15 protein-coding genes and 1 pseudogene are annotated in these 20,816 nt (G+C 75.3%); 10 read left to right on the top strand and 6 right to left on the bottom strand.

The window, feature by feature from the left end; translation table 11 throughout:
• Window positions 1-32: 32 nt before the first annotated feature.
• Complete coding sequence (locus ACFVTF_RS36820) at window positions 33-2,852, bottom strand: BTAD domain-containing putative transcriptional regulator (protein ID WP_387818456.1); 2,820 nt, start codon at window positions 2,850-2,852, stop codon at window positions 33-35.
• A 351-nt stretch (window positions 2,853-3,203) separates the two neighbouring features.
• On the opposite strand from ACFVTF_RS36820, the gene ACFVTF_RS36815 reads away from it, so the two are divergent.
• Both ACFVTF_RS36815 and ACFVTF_RS36810 read left to right on the top strand, forming a co-directional pair.
• Window positions 3,204-6,002 carry a BTAD domain-containing putative transcriptional regulator gene (locus tag ACFVTF_RS36815; protein ID WP_387818454.1) on the top strand — a complete coding sequence of 933 codons (2,799 nt, stop codon included), beginning with the start codon at window positions 3,204-3,206 and terminating at the stop codon, window positions 6,000-6,002.
• A gap of 295 nt (window positions 6,003-6,297) precedes the next feature.
• Window positions 6,298-8,730: an ATP-binding protein gene (locus ACFVTF_RS36810; protein WP_387818452.1), complete on the top strand. Its 2,433-nt coding sequence runs from the start codon at window positions 6,298-6,300 to the stop codon at window positions 8,728-8,730.
• A gap of 126 nt (window positions 8,731-8,856) precedes the next feature.
• Here ACFVTF_RS36810 and ACFVTF_RS36805 read toward each other — a convergent pair whose 3' ends face one another.
• Entirely contained in the window at window positions 8,857-10,122 is a 1,266-nt protein-coding gene (locus ACFVTF_RS36805) for a serine hydrolase domain-containing protein (protein ID WP_387818450.1), read from the bottom strand.
• A gap of 174 nt (window positions 10,123-10,296) precedes the next feature.
• Between ACFVTF_RS36805 and ACFVTF_RS36800 the strand changes: the two are divergent.
• The 6 genes and pseudogenes from ACFVTF_RS36800 to ACFVTF_RS36775 form a co-directional block, all read left to right on the top strand.
• A pseudogene (locus tag ACFVTF_RS36800) lies at window positions 10,297-10,704 on the top strand (phospholipase D-like domain-containing protein); the annotation flags it as partial.
• Between the two features lie 67 nt (window positions 10,705-10,771).
• Window positions 10,772-11,362, top strand: coding sequence for a phospholipase D-like domain-containing protein (locus tag ACFVTF_RS36795; RefSeq protein ID WP_387818449.1), 591 nt, complete (start codon window positions 10,772-10,774; stop codon window positions 11,360-11,362).
• A gap of 63 nt (window positions 11,363-11,425) precedes the next feature.
• On the top strand, window positions 11,426-12,310 hold the full coding sequence (locus tag ACFVTF_RS36790) for an alkaline phosphatase family protein (RefSeq protein ID WP_371522008.1): 885 nt from the start codon (window positions 11,426-11,428) through the stop codon (window positions 12,308-12,310).
• 124 nt (window positions 12,311-12,434) lie between these two features.
• Window positions 12,435-13,025 carry a hypothetical protein gene (locus tag ACFVTF_RS36785; RefSeq protein ID WP_387818447.1) on the top strand — a complete coding sequence of 197 codons (591 nt, stop codon included), beginning with the start codon at window positions 12,435-12,437 and terminating at the stop codon, window positions 13,023-13,025.
• Between the two features lie 135 nt (window positions 13,026-13,160).
• The gene (locus ACFVTF_RS36780; RefSeq protein WP_387818445.1) at window positions 13,161-14,150 is read left to right on the top strand and encodes a phospholipase; all 990 of its coding nucleotides are present in this window, start codon (window positions 13,161-13,163) and stop codon (window positions 14,148-14,150) included.
• Between the two features lie 203 nt (window positions 14,151-14,353).
• Entirely contained in the window at window positions 14,354-14,680 is a 327-nt protein-coding gene (locus tag ACFVTF_RS36775) for a hypothetical protein (protein ID WP_387818443.1), read from the top strand.
• A gap of 74 nt (window positions 14,681-14,754) precedes the next feature.
• On the opposite strand, the gene ACFVTF_RS36770 is transcribed toward ACFVTF_RS36775, so the two are convergent.
• The gene (locus tag ACFVTF_RS36770; RefSeq protein WP_387818441.1) at window positions 14,755-15,798 is read right to left on the bottom strand and encodes a hypothetical protein; all 1,044 of its coding nucleotides are present in this window, start codon (window positions 15,796-15,798) and stop codon (window positions 14,755-14,757) included.
• 131 nt (window positions 15,799-15,929) lie between these two features.
• The gene (locus ACFVTF_RS36765; RefSeq protein WP_387818439.1) at window positions 15,930-16,400 is read right to left on the bottom strand and encodes a DUF1348 family protein; all 471 of its coding nucleotides are present in this window, start codon (window positions 16,398-16,400) and stop codon (window positions 15,930-15,932) included.
• 102 nt (window positions 16,401-16,502) lie between these two features.
• Here ACFVTF_RS36765 and ACFVTF_RS36760 point away from each other — a divergent pair, with 102 nt between their 5' ends.
• Window positions 16,503-17,072 carry a TetR/AcrR family transcriptional regulator gene (locus tag ACFVTF_RS36760; protein WP_387818437.1) on the top strand — a complete coding sequence of 190 codons (570 nt, stop codon included), beginning with the start codon at window positions 16,503-16,505 and terminating at the stop codon, window positions 17,070-17,072.
• A gap of 63 nt (window positions 17,073-17,135) precedes the next feature.
• Here the strand turns inward: ACFVTF_RS36760 and ACFVTF_RS36755 are convergent, their stop codons facing one another.
• Window positions 17,136-18,410 carry an ROK family protein gene (locus ACFVTF_RS36755; protein WP_387818435.1) on the bottom strand — a complete coding sequence of 425 codons (1,275 nt, stop codon included), beginning with the start codon at window positions 18,408-18,410 and terminating at the stop codon, window positions 17,136-17,138.
• Between the two features lie 249 nt (window positions 18,411-18,659).
• Window positions 18,660-19,535, bottom strand: a complete 876-nt coding sequence (locus ACFVTF_RS36750) for a chitosanase (RefSeq protein ID WP_387818433.1) — start codon at window positions 19,533-19,535, stop codon at window positions 18,660-18,662.
• Window positions 19,536-19,957: 422 nt separating this feature from the next.
• Between ACFVTF_RS36750 and ACFVTF_RS36745 the strand changes: the two genes are divergently transcribed.
• The gene (locus ACFVTF_RS36745; protein WP_387818431.1) at window positions 19,958-20,797 is read left to right on the top strand and encodes an HAD family hydrolase; all 840 of its coding nucleotides are present in this window, start codon (window positions 19,958-19,960) and stop codon (window positions 20,795-20,797) included.
• Window positions 20,798-20,816 lie beyond the last annotated feature (19 nt).

The following is a 20,816-nucleotide window of genomic DNA, read 5'->3' as shown; positions in this document are numbered from 1 at the left end:
CCGGCGATCGGGTGGCCGCCACGGGGAGCCGGTCAGTGCCGGTGCGGCGCGCGCGAGTTCAGCGACTCCTCCAGGCTGGTGGTGAACTCGCTCTGCACCCCGGCCAGTCGATCGTGGCAGCGGAAGCGGTCGAGCGCCGAGCGCAGCCGGTCCAGGGCCTCCAGTTCACGGCCCCGGCTCAGCAGGTAGGAGGCGTGCGACTGTTCGGCGATGGCCTGGAGGTAGAGCAGGCCCGCCTCCTCGCAGCCGGCCAGCAGCCGGTGCCAGGCCAGGTCGACGGTCTCGCTGCGCCCGTGCGGGGGCAGGGTGTGCGCCTCGGTCAGCATCGACCACAGGTGGATCGAGGTGACCGGGCGGGCGGGCAGCAGCTCCCTGGCCTCCCGGGCCTGCCGCAGCGCGCCCTGCCGGTCCCCGGCCAGCATGCTCACCCAGCTGTGGTGGACCAGGGCGACGGCCAGCGGCCTGGGGTCGCCGGACTCCACGGCCAGCGCGGCCGAGCCGGACGCCAGCCGGGCGGCCTCGGTCGCGCTGCCCAGGATCGCGGTGATCAGCGACTGGGTGGCGAGCGCGCGGGCGTACGCGGCGCGGCCCGCGGGCCCGGTCGCGGCCTCGCCGGCGGCCACCGCCCGGCGCGCGGCCTCGGCCGCCTCCTGGCGGCGTTCCAGCCCGAGCAGCGCGTTCGCCCGGGCGCCGTGCAACTGGGCGGCGGCCAGGTCGTCGTCGCACCGCTCGGCCGCCCGGACGCCCGCGTGCAGGCAGCCCAGCCAGTCGGTGAACCGGCTGGAGCCGTAGTACAGCGGGCCGGCGGCCTGGGCCAGCCGCCAGACCCGGTCCGGGTCGTCGGCGGTGCCGGTGATCAGCGCGCGGATCGCGGGCTCCTCGGCCTGGAACCAGTCCAGTGCGGCGCGGATGCCGTCGGCCGGCGGCAGGGCCCGCGGCGGGTGGACGAGCGCGTCGAAACCGTCCTGGCCCGGCTCGATGAACTCGCCGCCCTGCCGCAGCGCCGCCTGGTAGTAGTCCAGCAGCCGCTCCCGGGCGAGGCGCCGGCGCGGCTCGGGCTGCTCGGCGAGCAGCCCGGCGCTGAACAGCCGGACCAGCTCGGCGCGGCCGTAGCGCCCGGGCGCCGCACCGGTGAGCAGGTGGTGGGCGGCGAGTTCGCCGAGCGACTGGCGGGCGGTGACCGGATCGGTGCCGAGCACGGCAGCGCTGGTCAGGGTGTCCACCTCCCGGCCCGGGTGGGCGGCCAGCAGGGTGAGCAGTTCGGCGGCGCCGGGGGAGAGGCGGCGGTACGTCAGGAGGAGCTCGGTGGTGACGCCGGTCGCGCCGTCGGCGTCCAGGACGGGCAGTCTGGTCCGCTCGTCGGCGAGTTCGGCGACGAGTTCGGCGATCGTCCAGTCCGGGCGGGTGGCCAGCCGGGCCGCGGCGATCCGCAGCGCCAGCGGCAGGTGGTCGCAGAGCCCGGCCAGTTCGGCGGCGGCGGCCGGTTCGGCCCGCAGCCGGTCGGGGCCGAGCGCGCGTTCCAGCAGCCGCAGGGAGTCGTCCTGGGGCAGCGGGGGCAGCCGCAGCAGGGCCGCACCGTCGGCGGCCACCAGCCCCTCCAGCGAGCCGCGGCTGGTCACCACGGCGGCGCAGCCGGGCCCCTGCGGCAGCAGGTCGGCGACCTGGTCGGCATCGGCGGCGTCGTCCAGGACCACCAGCAGGCGCCGCCCCCTGGTCCGGTCGCGGTAGAGCGCGGCCCGGTCGTCCCGGTCCTCGGGGACGGCGCCCTCGGAGACCCCGAGGGCCCGCAGGAAGCCGCCGAGGGCGGCCTCCGGGTCGGCCGGGCCGGCCGGGTCGAGGCCCCGCAGGTCGGCGAACAGCTGACCGTCCGGGAAGTGCGGGGCGCGGCGGTGCGCCCAGGCGGTGACCAGCGCGCTCTTGCCGGCCCCGGCCGGTCCGACCACCACGGCCAGGCCTTCACCGGCGCGGTCCGGGCCGCACTCGCCGTCCAGCCAGCCGCCTTCGTTGTCCCGGCCGACGAAGTCGACCGGGCGGCGCGGGAGTTGGCGGGGCACCCGCGGCGCGGCCGGAGGGGCCGCCGAGCGGGCCGGGGCCGGCTGCTCGGCCCGGCCCCCGGACAGCACCTCGGCGAGCGCCGCCTGGAGCGCCGGGCCGGGCCGGATCCCCAGCTCGCGGTCCAGCCGCACCCGGGCCTGGTGGTAGGCGGAGAGCGCGTCCGCCGGCCGTCCGGCCTGGTGCAGGCAGCGCATCAGCAGTGCCACCAGCTCCTCGCGCAGCCCGTCGGTCCGCACGTGCTGCTCCAGGGCCGGCACCGCCGCCACCCCGCTGCCCTGGCGCAGCCGCAGCCCGGCCCAGCTGAGCACGGCGGCGGTGCGGGCCTGCTCCAGCTGGTCGACCACGGCCGCGCGCACGGTGGTGTCGGGCAGGTCGGCCAGGGCCTCGCCGCGCCACAGCCGCAACGCCTGCTCCAGCAGCGCGATCGCCTGCGCGTCCGCCGTGCCGCAGCCGAGTCCGGCCTGTTCGGCGGCCTGGTCGGTCAGCGCCTCGAAGCGCAGCGCGTCCACCTCCTCGGCCGGACCGGCCAGCAGGTAGCCGGACGAGCGGGTGTGCAGCACGAACGGGGTGTCGGCGATCGCCTTGCGCAGCGCCGCCACGTGCCCCTGCAAGGCGGCCCGGGCACTGGCCGGCGGCCGCTCGCCCCACAGCAGCTCGCAGAAGCCGTCCACCCCGACCACCCGGCCCAGCCGCAACGCGAGCAGCGCCAGGATCGCCCTGCGCTGCGCCCCCGGCAGCGAGGCGAAGCCGTCCGCCCCGGCCCGCAGCTCCACCGGGCCGAGCAGCCGAATCCGCACCAGTACCCCCACTTCACCCCACGACGGGCAGGGCGTCCCCCCGCCCCATTGACGTCCGGGGCGTTCCCCGGGGTGGAGCAGTGTAGTGCCCTGAAGTGTCCTGTTCGCGCCAGATCGCCCACTCCCCGGGCGCCGCCGGGTCGCGGTGCCCGGCGGAACGGACGTCGATGCCGGGCCCTGCGGATCTTGCCGGGTCCGGGCCCGACCCGACAAGATCCACCGGATCCGGGCAGACCCCATCCGGCCGCGTGCACGCGACCGGACCAGGCCTATCCTCTGACAACGCCGGGAAGACGCCGGAGGTTGTCGTCGGCGGCGGATCCGATCGGCGACAGGGGAGGAGAGGGCCGCATGCACATCGATCTGCTCGGGCCGGTCGCCGTACGGCGGGACGACGGGACGACGGTCACACCCTCGGCCCCCAAACGCCGCGCGCTGCTGAGCACCCTCGCCATCCGGCTCAACCAGACCGTCGGCACCGACGAGCTGATCGAGCTGGTCTGGGACGGCGACGCGCCCCCCACCGCCCGCGCCGCGCTCCAGGGGCACGTCGCGGCCCTGCGCCAGCTGCTCGACGGCCCCGGGCTCACCCTGGGCACCCGCGGCGCCGGCTACCTGCTGGCCGGCGACCCCGACCGGGTGGACCTGCTGCACTTCCGCGGGCTCTGCGACCGGGCGGGCGTGCTGCGGCCCGCCCCGGCCGCGCCCGCCGCGAGCACCGAGCCCGAGCCGCACGATCCGGCCGTGCCCCTGCTGCGCGCGGCCCTGGACCTGTTCCGCGGCCCGGCCCTCGTCGACTGCGGCTCCGTCCTGCTGCGCGAGCGCACCCTGCCGCACGTCACCGACCTGCGGCTGCGCGCCCTGGACCGGCTCGCCGAGGGCCTGCTCGGGGCCGGCCGCGGCGGCGAGCTGGCCGCCGAGCTGGCCGAGGCGGCGGCCGCCCACCCGACCCGGCAGACGCTGGTCGCCCGGCTGGTCCGCTGCCTCGACCAGGCCGGCCGCCGGGACGAGGCGGCGGCCTGGTACGACCGGGCGGTGGCCCGGCTCTCCGGCCCGCCCGGTCCGGAGCTGCGCCACGCCGGTGAACGGTCGGCGGACGGCCCCGAGCGGGAGGCGCCGCCCAGACCCGCCCGGCTTCCGCGGCGGGGTGCGCCGGACCGCAGGTTCACTGGCCGGTCGGCCGAATTCGCCCGGCTCGACGAGGCCCTGGCCGCCGCCGTCCGGTCCGGCCATCCGATCCTGGTCACCGGACCGGCCGGGGTCGGCAAGACCAGCCTGGTCCAGCACTGGGTGCAGCGGTCCACCGGGCACTTCCCCGACGGGGTCCTGCACGCCGAGCTGGGCGGCTTCGACCCGGCCGGGCCCCGCGAACCCGCCGACGTGCTGGCCGGGTTCCTGCTCGCCCTCGGCGAGCCGGCGGGCGCCCTGCCCGCCTCGCCCGAGGAGCGGGAGCAGCGCTACCGGGAACTGCTGGCCGGCCGCCGGCTGCTGATCGTGCTGGACGACGCGCGCTCGTACGAGCAGCTCGCCCCGCTGCTGCCCGACCCGCCCCCGCCGGGGGACGGCCCGGACGGGGCCACGAACGGGGACGGGGACGGGAACGAGGACGGGAACGGGGACGGGAACGCCGGCACCCGCGGCACCCCCGTCGTCGTCGTCACCAGCCGCAGCCGGCTGCGCGACCTGCTGGTCCGCGACGGCGGCATCCCGCTCCCGCTGGGCGTGCTCGGCGCCGAGGACGCGGCCGAACTGCTCGCCCGGACCCTCGGCCCGGCCCGGGTCGCCGCCGAACCGCAGGCGGCCGCCGACCTCGCCGCGGCCTGCGACCACCTGCCGCTCGCCCTGCGGCTGGCCGCCGCCCGGCTGGCCGCCCGCCCCGGCTGGACCCTGGGCGACCTGGCCGCGGAACTCGCCGACGAGCAGACCGGCCTCGCCACCCTGGCCGGCACCGACCGCGGCCCGATCGGCGTCACCACCGCCCTGGACCACACCTACCGGACCCTGCCGCCCGCCCCCGCCCGGCTGTTCACCCTGCTCGGCCTGCACCCCGGCGCGGTGATCGACACCGCCACCGCCGCCGCGCTCGCCGACCTGCCGCTCGCTACCACCCGCACCCTGCTGACCCGCCTCGACGCCGTCCACCTGCTGGAGGAGGCCACGCCCGGCCGCTACGCCCGGCGCGAGCTGGTCCGGCGCTACGCGGCCGGGCAGGCCGCCGAACTCACCTGCGACGACCGGTTCGTCGCCCTCGACCGGCTGATCGCCCACTACCTCGCGGTCACCGCGGCCTGGACCACCGGCGGCTGCACCACCGCCGCCTGGACGCCCGAGGGCGCCGGCGCGGCCCCGGCGGAGGCGGCCGCCTGGTTCCGCCGCGAGGAGAGCGCCCTGCGCGCGGTGGTGGTCTGCGCCGAGCAGTTCGGCCGGACCGCCGAATCCTGGCAACTCGCCCACCGGATCGGCCTGCTGTACGAGACCACCGGCCACGACCGGACGCACTGGCGCGCCGTCACCGAGGCCGGCCTGCGCGCCGCCCACGGCTGCGCGGACCAGGCGGCCGTCGCCCGGCTGGCCACCGACCTCGCCGTCCTGCACGTCGACCGCGCCGCCCATCGCACCGCCGTCCAGCAGCTGGAACGGGCCGTGGCCGCCGCCGACCGGGCCGGCGACCAACTGCTGCGCCACCAGTGCCGCGCCCGGGTGGCCGGTGCGCTGCTGCGGGCCGGCCGCTACGACCAGGCCCTGCCGCTGATGACCGACCTGGTGAGCGCCGCCCGCACCCCGGCCGTCGGCGGCCTGCTCGTCCGCGCGCTCACCGACCTCGCCGACGCGCTGGTCCTGGCCGGCTCCCCGGGCCCGGCCCTGGTCCACGCCGACGAGGCCGTCCGGGTCGCCACCACCCGCTCCGGCGCCGAGGCCGTCCTCGCCACCCAGAGCCGGGCCCGCGCCCTGCACGCGCTCGGCCGCCGCGACGCCGCCCTGTCCACGGCCCGGCTCGCCGTCGCCCTGGGCCGCACGGTCGGCGACACCGGGCTGGAGTCCCGCACCCACGGCCTGCTGGCCGACCTGCTGTGCGAACTGGGCCGCACCACCGAGGGCGCCGTCGCCAGGCGGCAGGCGGCCCGGGCCCTGGCGGCGGGGGAGCGCTGACGGTGCGCCGCCCCGCAGCCGCCGCAACAGCAGCTCTGCCCGCCCGCTCGCCCTGCTCGTCCCGTCCGATCGGCAGAACCACAGGCGGAACTATGGGCAGAACCAGCACGCGCGGCCGTCCCGCCGGCAGGCGGGACACGGCGGCCCGCACCGGGGTGCCCGGCGCCTGAGCTGGGCGCTCGATGCTGGGAAAGCACTGGGCACGAGGCATACTTCTGCCCGGGCATACTTCTGCCTGGGACGGTCGATCAGGCACAACGCCTGGCAGAAGTAACGGCGCTAGCAGGGGCGGGACATGACGGCTGTGAGCGGCACGGGAACGGGCACGGACTCCGAGGGGGCCGGCGACTTCGGCCGCCTGCTGGCCGGGCACCGGGTGGCGGCGGGCCTGACCCAGGAGGAGCTCGCCGCGGCGGCCGGCGTCAGCCTGCGCGCCGTCGGTGACATGGAGCGCGGTCGCACCCGCGGGCCGCAGCGTCGCACCGTCCGGGCCCTGGCCGAGACGCTGAGCCTGGACGCCCCGCAAGCCGCCGCGCTGGACCGTGCCGCCCAGTGCGGCCGCCCCCGGGGGACCAGGCCGGTGTCGGCCGCCGCCCCCACCCGCGGGCCGGCCGCCCCCGCCCCGGCCCTCGCTCCCGTCCCGGCCCCCGTCGGACCGGCCGGACCGGCCGAGACCGGGGACGCCGAGACCGGGGACACCGCGCCCCCCGCCCCGCTCGTGCCGGGCGCCCTCGCACTGCCCCGCGACATCGCCGACTTCACCGCCCGCGAGGACGCCCTCGCCCTGCTGGCCGAGCTGGCCGAGGACGACCGGCCCGCCCACCCCCGGGTGGTGCTGATCAGCGGTCAGCCCGGCCTGGGCAAGACCGCCTTCGCCCTGCACGCCGCCCACACCCTGGCCCCCTTCTTCCCCGACGGGCAGCTCTCGCTCGACCTCGGCGGCATGGCCGCCACCCCGCTCTCCGCCCGCGACGCGCTCGGCCAGGTGCTGCGCGCCCTGGGCGTGGCCGACAACGCGGTGCCCGCCGGGACGGAGGAGCGGGCCGGCCTCTACCGGGCCCTGGTGCGCGAGCGCCGGCTCGTCCTGATCCTGGACAACGCCGCCGACGAGAGCCAGGTGCGCCCGCTGCTGCCCGGCTCCGGGCCCGCCGTGACCCTGGTGACCAGCCGCAACGCCCTGCCCGGACTGGAGTCGGTGCTCCGCCTGCGGCTGGAGGCCCTGGCCCCGGGCGAGGCCGCCGACCTGCTGGCCCGGATCGCCGGCCGCGAGCGGATCGACGCGGCGCCCGACGCCACCGCCGAACTGGCCCGGCTCTGCGGTTACCTGCCGCTCGCGCTGCGCATCGCCGGGCAGCGGCTGGTGGCCCGCCCGCAGCAGCCGGTCAGCCATCTGGTGCGCCAACTGGCCGCTGAGGAGAACCGGTTGGACCTGCTGGAGACCGGGGACCTGGCCGTCCGCCCGGCCTTCGCGCTGTCCTACCGGCGGCTGCCGGCCCAATCCCAGCTGGTGCTGCGCCGCTCCGCACTGACCGCCGGGCACGACTTCACCGCCGCCGTCGCCGCCGCCTACGCGGGCCTGCCGGTCGGCCGGACCGAACTCGTCCTGGAACAGCTGATCGACGCCGGGCTGGTGCAGCTCGCCACCCCGGAGCGCTACCGGCTGCACGACCTGGTCCGGCTCTACGCGGGCGAGCGGCTCGGCGCCGACGAGGGCCCCGAGGCGGTGGCGCAGGCCCGGGCCAGGGCCGGCGACTGGCTGCTGAACCGGGCCGCCGAGTACGGTCTCCGGTTCGACCCGGACCACACGACGGCGGACCCCGACACCGATCCCGACGCCGACGCGGACCGCACCGGCCCCCCGGTGCCGCTCACCGAGGCGGCGCGCTGGCTGGAGGAGGAGCACCCGGAGTGGCTGGCCGCCCTCCACCAGGCCTTCGCCGCCGGCCGGCACCGGGAGGTGATCGACACCGCCGAGGCCATGCACTGGTTCTCCGACCGGCTGCTGAGCTGGGACATCTGGGCCGAGGTCTTCCAGCTGTCGGTCGACGCGGCCCGCGCCTGCGGCGACCAGCTGGCCGAGGCCGTCCACGTCAACTACCTGGCGTGGACGTACGTCACCTGCCTGCACCGCTACCAGCGCGGCATCGAGCTGGCCAACGAGGGGCTGGAACTGGCCCGCCGGATCGGCGCCCGCGAGCAGGAGGGCTGGGCGCTGACCTACCTCGCGGCGGGCCTCCGGCACCTGCACCGGCACCTGGAGGCCATCGACGCCTACCACCGGGCCGCGGACGCCTTCGCCGCCGTCAACAGCCGCGCCGGCTGGATCGGCCGGCTGGTCACGCTGCGCGGCGCGGCCAACTGCCTGCGCGACTCGGGCCGGGCCGAGGAGGCGGTGGAGTCCCGCCGGCGCGCGCTGGCCGGAGCGCTGGAGCTGGTGGAGCGCTGGTCCTCTCCGCTGATGCACCTGGCGGCGGCCATGACGGCACACGAACTCGGCCTGGACCGCGCCGCGTTGGGGCGCTGGCCGGCCGCCGAGAAGGCCTTCCGGCAGGCCCTGACCCACTACGAGGAGATCGGCCGGCCGGACAGCATGACCAAGACCCTCACCGAGCTCGGCACCGCCCTGATCGAGCAGGGCCGCGCCGAGGAGGCCCGCGAACTCCTCACCGAGGCGCTCACCGACCTCAGCGCGGACGGCCCCCGGCAGGGGCGGCGCCGGACGGGGTGAGGCGGGGAGCCCGGCGGGCGGGGTGAAGCCCGCGTCGGGAGGGCCCGGGGCCTGGGGCCCGAAACGCGCACGCCCGCACGGCGGGTGGGCCGTGCGGGCGCGTGAGCGGCGGACTGTGCGGGATGGTCAGATCCGGGTGTCCTCGACCACCGGCAGCGTGTGGTTCTCGGCGAAGGCGCTCGGGGCGAACGAGTTCCGCGGCGCGACGGCCGGCTTCTTGCCGCAGAAGGCCGGCTCCAGCGCGTTCATCAGGCCCTGGGTCACGGAGCCGTTGTTGGAGGCGTTGGCGAACACGACGACGGAGCGCTTGCCGTCCGGGGTGGCGAACGACTGGGTCTGGAAGCCCTGGACGATGCCGCCGTGGCCGTACACGTCACCGCAGGACAGCGAGATGCGGCGCAGCCCGAGGCCGTAGCTGATCTTGGCGGTGGGGGTGGCCAGGGCGGCCGTCATCTGCTTCAGCGAGTCGTCCGAGACCAGCCCGCCGGAGCTGCCCGCCATCAGCGCGGTGAGGAAGTGGTCGAGGTCGGCGGCGTCGGAGATGACCGCGCCGGCCGTCCACACCCAGGAGCCGGTCTGCTCGGTGGAGTCCAGCAGCGGCTTGGTGCGGTCGTCGTTGGTGAGGTAGCCGGTGACGTGGGCGCCCTGGATCGTCTGGTCGGGCACGACGAAGGAGGTCTTGCTCAGGCCCAGCGGCTCGATGATCCGCTCGCGCAGGACGTCCTCGTAGGGGCGGCCGGTGAGGTGCTCGACCGCGAGGCCCATCAGGACGAAGTCGGTGTTGGAGTAGGAGTACCGGCTCCCGGGCGTGTACTGCTGGCCGTGCTTGACGGACATCGCCACCAGGTCGCGCGGCGCGTACACGTTGGTGCGGATGCGCGCCTCGAAGGCGCTGGTGGTCTCCTCGCCGGCCTGCTCCAGCAGGTCGTTGGTGTGGTCGTAGATCCCGGCGCGGTGCTCCATGACCTGGCGGCCCGTCATGGTCCAGGTGTCCGGCAGGGTGCCGGCCGGCAGGTAGTCGCGCAGCGGCTTGTCGAGGTCGATCAGGCCCTGCTCCGCCAGCTGCATCACGAGAACGGCGTTGAACATCTTGCTGTTGCTGCCGACCCGGAACCTCCACGAGGAGTTCATCGGGGTGCCGTCCAGATCGGCCTTGCCGACGGCCAGCGAGCGGGTGGTCTCGGCGTCGCCGTGGTCGCGGATCACCGCGAAGGCGCCCGGGGCGCCCGCGTCGGTGGTGGCCTGGAGGGCGGCGCGCACCGCGGCCGTGTCCGGGGTGGGCGCGCCGGTGGTGCCCTGGTCGGCGGCCACGGCCTGCGCGGCCCCGGTCGCCAGCAGGACGACACCCGCGGCCGCCACCGCGAGCGGACGCAGAAGGCTGATCTTCGCCATGATCCTCTGTTCTCTCACTCGGCTGACGCGGCGTCGGCCACGTCCTCGAAGATCCACTATCACCGGAGGGGCCCGCGGCTGGCAAAGTGAACCCGATCGGGTGCACCATCCGTTTCCCGACCCGGGGTCAAGGTTTTACCTGCTGTCGTCTACCCGCGTCGACCGATCCACCCGATGCTGTTCGGGCGCCTCGCGCGTGCTCCCGCACCTTCGCCCAGGCCTTCCCCCTCATCGATCGTGGAGTTCCGCATGCCCCTGGCCACCTCCGCGCGCCGGGTCGGCGCGCTGCTGCTCGCCGCCGCCGGTCTGATACCGCTGTCCGGCACCGCCCGGGCCGCCACCGCCGCCACGTACACGCCGATCGTGTTCCCGGACCAGGACCACGGCGTCGTCTACGACCTCATCAACTCGGCCACCCGCTCGGTGGACGTGACGATGTACGAGCTGCGCGACACCACCGCCGTCAACGCCCTGATCGGCCGCAAGCGGGCCGGCCTGACCGTCCGGGTGATCCTCGACGGGAAGCACAGCTCGGTCAACGGCGCCGCCTACTCGGCCCTGCGGGCCGCCGGCGTCGGGGTGACGTACTCCTCCTCCGCGTTCGTCTACACCCACCAGAAGACCGTCACCGTGGACGGCGCCAAGTCCCTTGATCCTGACCGGGAACCTGGACTCCACCTACTACTCCAGCAGCCGCGACTACGGGGTCGTCGACACCGACGCCAACGACGTCGCCGCGATCGAGCAGGTCTTCGCCGCCGACTACGCCCAGACCTCGATCACCCCCTCCGACGGCGACAACCTGGTCTGGTCGCCCACCGACTCGCAGGCCCGCCTGCTGGACCTGATCAACGGCGCGCAGCACACGCTGGACCTGGAGCAGCTGGAGTTCGGCGACCAGGCCCTGGTGGACGCGGTCGCCGCGGCCGCCGGCCGGGGCGTCACCGTGCGGGTGGTGGGCATGAACCCGTCGTCCTACAGCAGCTACTTCGACCAGGTGGTCACGGCCGGCGGCCAGGTGGTCACCTACTCCTCGACCACGGGCCTGTACATCCACGCCAAGGCGATCGTCGCCGACTACGGCACGCCCTCGGCCAAGGTGTTCGCCGGTTCGGAGAACTTCTCCGACAACTCGCTGAACAACAACCGCGAACTGGGCCTGATCACCACCGACTCCGGCGTGCTGACCGCCGTCGAGTCCACCGCCGCCCGCGACTTCGCCAACGGCACGCCCTACTAGACCGGTTCGTCGCCGGCCCGATCGACGTCCGCGCCCGGGCCGCACCCTACCCAAGGAATTGTCATGACTTCGTCCACCAAGCCCGGCTCCCGCCGCACCGCCACCGCCCTCGGCTCGGTGGCCGCGCTGGTCGCGGCCTCCGCCGGCCTCTGGGCCGCCACCGCCTCCACCGCGCAGGCCGCCGCCCTGCCCGCGCCCGACCACATCGTCGTCGTGGTGATGGAGAACCACGCCTACAACCAGGTCGTCGGCAGCAGCAGCGCCCCCTACCTCAACTCCCTGGCCACCGGCGGCGCCAACCTCACCCAGTCGTTCGGCATCACCCACCCCAGCCAGCCGAACTACTACGCCCTGTTCTCCGGCTCCACCCAGGGCGTCACCGACGACAGCTGCGTCTCCGTCGGCGCCCTCCAGGGCCCCAACCTGGCCTCCGAGGTCACCGCCGCCGGCAGGACCTGGGCCAGCTACAACGAGACCCTGCCCGCCCAGGGCAGCACCACGTGCAGCAGCGGCAAGTACGCGCAGAAGCACAACCCCTGGTTCGGCTTCGGCAACGTCCCGCTGAACTCGGCCAGGACCTTCGCCCAGTTCCCGACCGACTACACCACCCTGCCGAACGTCTCCTTCGTCGTACCGAACCTCTGCAGCGACATGCACGACTGCTCGGTCGGCACCGGCGACACCTGGATCAAGAACAACCTCGGCGCCTACGCCACCTGGGCCAAGAGCCACAACAGCCTGCTCGTGGTGACCTTCGACGAGGACAACCGGCTCGCGGGCAACCGCATCCCGACCGTCTTCTACGGCGCCCACGTCACCCCCGGCAGCACCTCCTCCGCCACCTACAACCACTACAACGTGCTGCGGACCCTGGAGGACCTCGCCGGCGCCACCACCCACGCGGGCAACGCGGCCAACGCCGCTGACATCACCGGCATCTGGAACTGAGTCCCGCAGCCCTGACCGTCCGCCAGGAGCCGTCTCCGGACCACCGGCCGCCCCGCGCCCGTCGCGCGGGGCGGCCGTCGCGTCCGAGGTCGACAGCGGCGCGGTGGGCGGTGAGGATGGGGGCGTGCGATTCGATGCCGTGCCGATGCCGGAGCGGGTGGGGGAGCGGCCCCGGGACGTCCGGGGCTATCCGGTGCCGGCGATCACGCCGTGGCGGGGCGGCGAGCCGCAGTTCGCGCTGACCGACCACGAGCGCAGCGCGAACTGCGCGCTGGAGCGCCTCTGTTCGGTGTGCGGGGGGTTCATGGCCCGGGGCCCGGTGTGGCGCGTGGTCGGAGCGGCGGAGAGCGCGGCGATCGCGGCCGCGCTCGCCGAGGGGCGGCCGTACCGCAATCTCGCGCCGACGACGGAGGGGCCCGGCCACCGGGCCTGCATGCTCTACGCGGCGATGGTGTGCCCGTACCTGGCCCGGCCGAACGCCCGGCGCCGGGCGACGGCGCCCGGCGGCGTGGACGAGCTGACGGCGGCCGCCGTCCGCGGGGCGGTGCGGGGCGGCACGGGGGCGGTGGTCGGGTTCGGCGACTACGAGTTCGCCGTCACCGAGAGCCGGGTGCTCTTCCGCTTCCTGGACCCGGTCGAGTTCCTGCCGCACGAGTCCGCCGACGAGCACTTGCCCGCGCTGCGGGCCGAGTTGGCCTCGCGCGGCGGACTTTAGCGGAGGATTCGCGCGGTTCGCCCCGTACCGGGCACGAACCAGTGACAGACTGAGGCGGACATGACCAGTTCCTGGATCGGGGGTGGCCGTCCGTCAGAGACGGCTCCAGGGCACCGACATCGAGGAGTACGTTTCTTGACCACTCACCTCAGGCACGGCACCGGCCCGCGGAAGGTGCTGGCGCTGCTGGCGGCACTGTGCGGGATCGTCGGCCTCACCGCGCTCGGTACGACCCCTGCGGCGGCGGCCGATTCGCGGCACGCGATCTACGCCATCGCGCACCGGGTCGACACCCTGGACGGGGTGGACGCCGCGCTCGGCCACGGCGCCAACGCCATCGAGATCGACGTCTGCGCCTGGTGGAACCCGAACGAATGGCGCGCGTACCACGACTGTTCCTCGGCCGGTGAGAACCGCCTGGGCCCCAGCTTCGACAGCATGATCGACCGCATCCTCTCCAACGCCAACGCCGGACGCCGACTGTCGCTGGTCTGGCTGGACATCAAGGACCCGAACTACTGCGGGGAGCAGCCCAACCGCACGTGCAGCGTCGCCGGACTGCGCGACAAGGCGCAGCGGCTGACGGCCGCCGGGATCCAGGTGCTCTACGGCTTCTTCGAGTACCACGGCGGCAACACCCCGGACGTCGGCGGCAGGGGCTGGCAGAGCCTGGAAGGCAGGCTCGGCCCGCTGGAGGGCATCACGTCCACCGGCACCCGTGACCAGGTCCAGGGCGCCTTCAACCGGTCCGGCTCCGGATTCCCGGCCGGTCACCGGGCGATGGACTACGGCGACTCCGACATCACCAAGGGCTTCGGCAACTGCACGGAGGCCACCTACAACACGTGTGCGGAGCTGAAGAAGGGGGCCGGGGACCGCGCCGCCGGGCGGCTCGCGGCCACGCTGTCCTGGACGACCACCTACAACGACCCGTGGTACGTCGACAAGCTGCTCGGCGACGCGGGTGTGGACGGCATCATCGCGGGCTACGGCGCCTTCACCGGCGTGCGCGAGTACGACAACAGCTGGCAGTGCGCCAACGCCATCAACCTCGTCCGCGACTGGGTGAACCGCCACAGCGGCACCCACCGCATGGCCAACAGCGGCGACCGGCTGTTCCGCTAGGCCTCTCCGGCGGCGTTCTGGAGCCGGGCTGCTCGAACTGTCGAGCAGCCCGTCCGGCTGTCCCGCGTCCACGACCTCCGGCGCGCCCTCACCCGGCGCGGAAGAGTGGAGTACGGCGCGATCGGCGTGCGGATGCGGCGCCGTGGCAACGGATGTGACCGCTCGGCCCCCATCCGAGGGGGCCGTCCGACGAGAGGACATCCATGCGCCCCGGACGAATCGCCGGCGCGGGCCTGGCGGCGGTGGCACTGACAGCCACCCTCGCCGGCCCCGCCCAGGCCGACAACCTGCCCGAGACCGTGTCCGCCACGGGCTCCCCGAGCGGCGTCACCGCCATCTGCCCCGAGGGACTGCACCCGGACAACGACTGGATCATCACCAACGGCGACGGCACCCGGCTCGGCGCGAACCAGCGGTGGCAGTGGAGGGACAGTGACGGCGGCAGGGGCATCATCGTCTGGATCGCCCCCTACCTCGACTCGCCGCCCCCGCCCCCGAGCATCAGGCTGACGATCTCCTGCATCTCCTGAGTGCCCGACGGCGGAGGGGGTGCGGCGGCCGCCGCACCCCCTCCGCCGTCAGCTGCTCACCATGTTCCGGGGGCTCACGGCCGGTAGGCGGGGAGGCCCTTGACGGTGGAGACCGGGGCCGGGGCGGCGGAGCCGTCGGCGGGGAGGGTGCTGACGCCGTCGGGGGTGCGGGCCGCGATGGTCAGGCCGTCGGGGGACCACGCGGGTTCGGTGTAGTCGGTGGTGGCGGCGGGGGTGAGGTCCCTCTCGTCCTGCTGGTCGATCCGGCTGGAGCGGGTGAACAGGTGGTCGTGCCCGTCGACGGAGCGGACGAAGACGACGTGTTCGCCGTCGGGGGAGAGGGCCGGCTGGGAGCCGTGGCCCAGGTCGCGGGTGGCGGGGCGGATGTAGTCGTCGTAGAGGTAGACCTCGCCGGCGGGGGTGTTGGCGTAGACGATCTCGCCGTGCCGGCCGCCGGCGTCGGCCCAGGTGTTGCCGGTCTGCGGTGGCTGCGGCCTGTCCGCGCTGCCGTCCAGGGAGGTGTGCGGGGTGAGCACCTCGGGGGTGCCGCCGACGGCCTTGGTGGGGATCTTCTCCAGGCGCAGGACGCCGCCCCTGGCGGCGGCGAAGACGATGGTGTCGAAGCGCTCGGCGGATTCGGGGAGGTCGCCGGGGCCCTGCGCGGCGTGCTGCCAGGTGGGGTGGGACCAGGTCTCGCCGCCGGGGGCCGTGGCGAGGGTGACCTTCGCGCCGCCGTCGGGGCCGGTGACGACGAGGTCGCCGTTGCCGTTGATGAAGGCCGCCCGCTTGCCGTCGGGGGACCAGGCGAGGTCGCGGACGACGGTGCCGAAGTCGACGGTGCTGCCGTTCATCGCGACGGCCCGGGTGCCGGTGCTGATGGTCAGGTGGTTGGCGGCGCTGGTGCCGTTGACCTCCTTGGTGCCCGGGGCGGGGGTGCCCGGCGTGGGGGTGCTCGGGCGGGCGGAGCCGCCCGGAGCGGTGGCGCCGGGCGCCGCGCTGCCGGGGGCGGCGGCGTCCGAGGCGGCGTTGTCGGGGCCGCAGGCGGAGAGCAGCACGGCGCCGACGGTGGTCATCACGGCGAGCGCGGCGGTGGTGCCGAATCTGTTGCGCACGGACATTTCCAGGTCCCCCCTCGGGTGCTGTTCGCGTTCGAGGAGGAGCTTCCCAGGGGGAGTTCAGCGGCCGGTGCGAGCCGTGTCACGGTCGTGGAACAACAGCTGCCCTGCTGGGAAAGTAACTTGACGCTACGTCAGAGTCCGAGGCTGGTGAGGCCGGGGTGGTCGTCGGGGCGCCGGCCGAGCGGCCAGTGGAAGAGGCGTTCGGCGGCGGTGATCGGCAGGTCGTTGATGGCGGCGTGGCGGTGTGCCATCAGGCCGACGCGGTCGAACTCCCAGTTCTCGTTGCCGTAGGAGCGGTACCACTGGCCGGAGTCGTCGCGCCACTCGTAGGCGAAGCGGACGGCGATGCGGTCGCCGTCGTGCGCCCACAGCTCCTTGACGAGGCGGTAGTCGAGTTCGCGGCGCCACTTGCGGGTGAGGAATTCGGCGATCTGCTCGCGTCCGGTGAGGAACTCGGTGCGGTTGCGCCACCGGCTGTCGGGCGTGTAGGCGAGGGCGACGCGGTGGGGGTCGCGGGTGTTCCAGGCGTCCTCGGCGGCGCGGACCTTCCGTCGGGCGGTCTCCCGGGTGAACGGGGGCAGGGGAGGGCGCTGTTCGGTCACGGGGGTCTCCTCGGGTACGGCGGAGCCGACGGCGAGAACGGTCGTTCTCACTGTAGCGGCTACCCTAGGAGAACCATCGTTCTCACGCAAAGGGCACGGCAGATGGACCAGCACGACCCGCGGGGCCTGATCCTCGACGCGGCCGAGGAACTGTTCTACGGGCAGGGCATCCAGGCGGTCGGCATGGACGCCGTCCGGGCGGCCTCCGGCCTGACGATGCGCCGGCTCTACCAGCAGTTCCCGTCCAAGGACGACCTGGTCGAGGCGTACCTGCGGCGCCGGGACGGGCGCTGGCGGGCGGACCTCGCCGCCTACGTGGCCGGCGCCGCCACGCCGCCGCGCGACCAGCTGCTCGCCGTCTTCGACTGGCTCGGCCGCTGGTTCGCCGAACCCGGCTTCCGGGGCTGCGCGTTCGTCAACTCCTTCGGCGAGCTGGGCGCCGTCTCACCGGCGGTCGCGGCGACCGCCCGGCAGCACAAGGAGGAGTTCAACTCCTACCTCGCCTGCCTGGCCGAGGCCGCCGGCGCGCCGCCCGCCACCGCCGCCCAGCTGGCGCTGCTCGCCGAGGGCGCGATGACCACCGCCGCCGTGCACGGCGACCCGAGCGCCGCCGCCGACGCCAAGGCGGCCGCCCGCGTGCTGCTGGACGCCGCCCTGCCCGCCCGCATTTGACGGACCGCAGGCCGGTTGGCCCGTCAGCCCGTCAGCCCGTCAGCCCGTCAGCCCGTCAGCCCGTCAGCCCGGGACGGGGGCCGTGCGCCGCTCGAAGACCTCGGGGCGGGCCGCCTCCAGGGCGGTGGCGACGGCGCCCAGCAGGACGGCGTCCTGGCCGAGCCGGCTCGGCTCCAGCCGGGGCCGCAGCGGGGAGCGCTCGTAGAGGGCCTGCTCCAGCGGGCGCAACAGCAGGTCGGCGCTGCGCCCGATGCCGCCGCCGAGCACGACCACGTCCGGGTCGAGCAGCGCGGCGACGACGGCGAGGACGTGGCCCAGGCGGTCCACCTCCTGCCGGACGGCCTCGACCGCGGCGGGCTCGCCGAGCCTGGCCCGGGTGAACACCTTCTCGGCGGTGAGCGGCCGTCGCATCCCGAGGTCGAGGGCGGTGCGCACCACGGCGTCGGCGGAGACGGTCTCCTCCAGGGTGGTGCCGGTGCCGGTGCCGGTGCCGGTGTTGGTGCTGGTGGCGGAGGTGCAGCCCGGCAGGCGCAACAGTCCGAGTTCGCCGGCCGCGCCGTGCGCCCCCGTCAGCAGCTCGCCGTCCTTGACCACCCCCAGGCCGAGCCCGGTGCCGACCAGCAGGTAGACGAAGAGCCGGCTGCCCGCGCCCGCGCCGTAGGTGTACTCGCCGACGGCGGCGAGGTTGGCGTCGTTGGCGACGGTGACGGTGGTGCCCAGGCCGTCGGCTATTCGGTCGAACAGGCCGGGGCGGCCCCAGCCGGGCAGGCTGGCGGCGAGTCTGACGCTGCGTCTGCGCTCGTCCCAGACCCCGGGCGTGCCGGCCACGGTGTGGGCGACGGCGGTGCCGGGCAGCCCCGCCTCGGCGACGGCCTCGCGGGCGGCCGCGACGACGGCGTCGGCGACGGCGTTGGCCGAGCGTCCACGGTTGGGCAGGTCGCGGCGGGCGACGACGCATCCGGACAGGTCGGCGACGGCGACCCGCAGCCGGGCCCGGCCGATGTCGAGCCCGAGGACGTGCCCGGCGGCCGGATCGGTCTCGTACAGGACGGCGGTGCGGCCGCGCTCGGGGGCGAACCTGCCGGCCTCGCGGGCGAGTCCGGCGAGTTCGAGGGTGGCCAGCGCGGTGGAGACGGTCGGCTTGGACAGTCCGGTGTCGCGGGCGAGTTGGGCCCGGGAGAGCGGGCCGTGGCAGCGCAGCCGCTCCAGCAGGAGCCACTCGTTGTTGCTCCGGAGCCGCTGCCGGTTCCACGGCTGTTGTCCAGGCCCTGACAGTGGAGCGAGGGCGACGGGCTGCGGCGCCCCGTCCGTGGCCGTAGTCCGTCCTGCTGTGCTCATTCGGTCGATCGTAGGGCACCCGTCAGCCGACGAACGAGGACGGACGGTGAGAGCACGGGCGGTGGGCGGACGGGCGGAGCGGAAGCGCGGACCGCCGGTGGCGGCGGGGAGTCCCGGCTCCCTGCTGCCACCGGCGGTCGGATCGCCCGGCGCGGCCGCGCCCCGCCGGGTCGGGGCGTCGGGGCGGGCCTCGCCGGGCCGGGGTCCGGTCCCACACGCCGGACCCCGGGCTCGACGGGTGCGGGTCGGTCAGTCGATGGTGTAGCCGGAGCCGAAGGCGGTGACGCTGAGCGGGCCGTCCAGGTTGTAGTTGCCGGTGGCGGCGATCCGGCGCAGGCACTCGACCCGGTCGACGGACTTCCTCCATTCGTCGGCGGTGGAGGAGTTGGCCGGGTTGGTGAGGTCGTCGACGCGGACGTCGAAGAAGGCGTTCAGCCAGGTGCTCTCGCCGGCGCCGGACGGCGGGCCGACCTTGGCGTTGGTGCGGCTGATGAGGGCGGGCAGGGCGTCGTACTCGCTGCCGTTGCCGTGCTGGATGGAGGCGTCGTACAGCTCGGCGCGGGCGAGGGCGGTGGTGAGGCCGAGCTGGTCGGCCTGGTTCATGGCGGGGGTGAAGTAGCGCTGGTCGACCTGGTCGTCCTGGACCTGCCGGAAGGCGGCGTCCTGGGCGGCCTGCTTCCAGGCGGCGACGTAGTCGCTCTCGGGCAGGCCGCTGGTGTCGCCGCTGCCGGCGGCGGCCAGGCGCTCCAGCTCGGGGATGAAGCGGGCGAGCGGGTTGTCGGGGGAGACGGCGGTGTAGGCGCGGACGACCTTGAGCGCGTCGCCGTCGTTGGTGGTGAAGCCGGCGCGGCCGGCGGTGACGCCGCGGCCGTCGTTGATGTTCTCGGCGTAGCCGTACTGGAGTTCGGTGGTGCTGTTCTCGAAGATGCTGATCAGCTGGTCGGCCCGGCGGTGCTGATCGGGGGTCAGGCCGCCTGCGGACGCCCGCTGCACGGCCGCGGCGGTCGCCCGGGCGGGGGCGGGGGCGGTGGCGGCCGAGGCGGAGGTGGCGGCCCAGGCCGCACCGGCGACCAGGGCGGCTGCCGCCGTGACGGCGGCGAGGCGTCGGGTTCGGGAAACTCGCATGGGTGTGCTCCGATCTCCGGGGCGGTGCCGCCGGAGGCAGTGGGGGATGGCGCGCCGGTCGAACGGGCGCCCGCGGAGGCGAGAGAGCGAGCTCGCGGCAGCAGAGTACGGTCTGCGGTCGACGGCGGTCCATAAGGTAAGGAAAGTTTCCTAATAAAATTGCCCGGGCCCCGGAGGCGGTGCTCGGTCGTCGCCGAACGCGCCGCGCCGGTGATACCGTCCGAGCGTCTGGCGACCGACTGCCCGGCCACCGCCGGGCCCGGCCCGCAAGCTCCCCGCACCACCGAACCGGGCGCCCCGCGCGCACGCGCACACCGCGTGCCCGCCGCGTGCGCACCGCCCGCGCCGTACGCGCGCGTACCGCACGCGCCCCCGCGCCCGGCTGCTCCCACCGAACCCCGACCAGCACGGAGCACCGACCCATGAGCCTCCCGAGCACCACCCCACCCACCGTCACCCCGATACGGCCGCCGCGCCTGGTGGCCACCGACCTCGACGGGACGATCGTGCGCGGCGACCGCACCGTCTCGGCCCGCACCGTCGCCGCCCTCTCCCGGGTCGAACGGGCCGGCGGGCTCGTCGTCCTGGTCACCGGCCGCCCGCCGCGCCTGATGGGCGAGATCGCGGCCGCCTTCGGCCACCGGGGCGTGGCGATCTGCTCCAACGGCGCCTTCGGCTACGACATGCGCACCCGCGCGGTGGTCGCCGAGAACCCGATCCCGGTCGACGTGCTCGGCGAGAGCGCCCGGCGGCTGCGCGAGGCCGTGCCGGGGATCGGGCTGGCCGTCGAGTACGCCCAGGAGCTGGCCGGCGACGCGCACTACGAGGCGGGCGCCTGGGACGCCGACACCACCGTGCAACGCCTCGACGACGCACGGCTGTTCGGCCGTCCGGCGCCCAAGCTGATCGGCCGCCACCCGGAGCTGTCCGCCGACGAGCTGCTGGCGCTGGCCCGCCCGGTGCTCGGCGAGCTGGTGACGGTCTACCACGCGAACGGCGAGCGGCTGGTCGAGGCCGTCGCGAAGGGCGTCAGCAAGGCCGCCGCGCTCGGCGACCTGGCGCGGCGGCGCGGGATCACCCGCGAGCAGGCGGTCGCGTTCGGCGACATGCCCAACGACCTGCCGATGATGGCCTGGGCTGGCATCTCGTACGGCGTCGCCAACGCCCACCCGGAGGTGCTGGCCGCGGTGGACCACGTCATCGGCAGCAATGACGAGGACGGGGTGGCCGCCGTCCTGGAGGGCCTGTTCCCCGAGGGCTGAGCCGCGCGCGGAACGGGCG

It is taken from the genome of Kitasatospora sp. NPDC057940 (assembly GCF_042887425.1).
Taxonomy (GTDB): Bacteria; Actinomycetota; Actinomycetes; order Streptomycetales; family Streptomycetaceae; genus Kitasatospora.
Note: the sequence above shows the minus strand (reverse complement) of the source record. Positions and strands in the feature narration are given on the sequence as shown.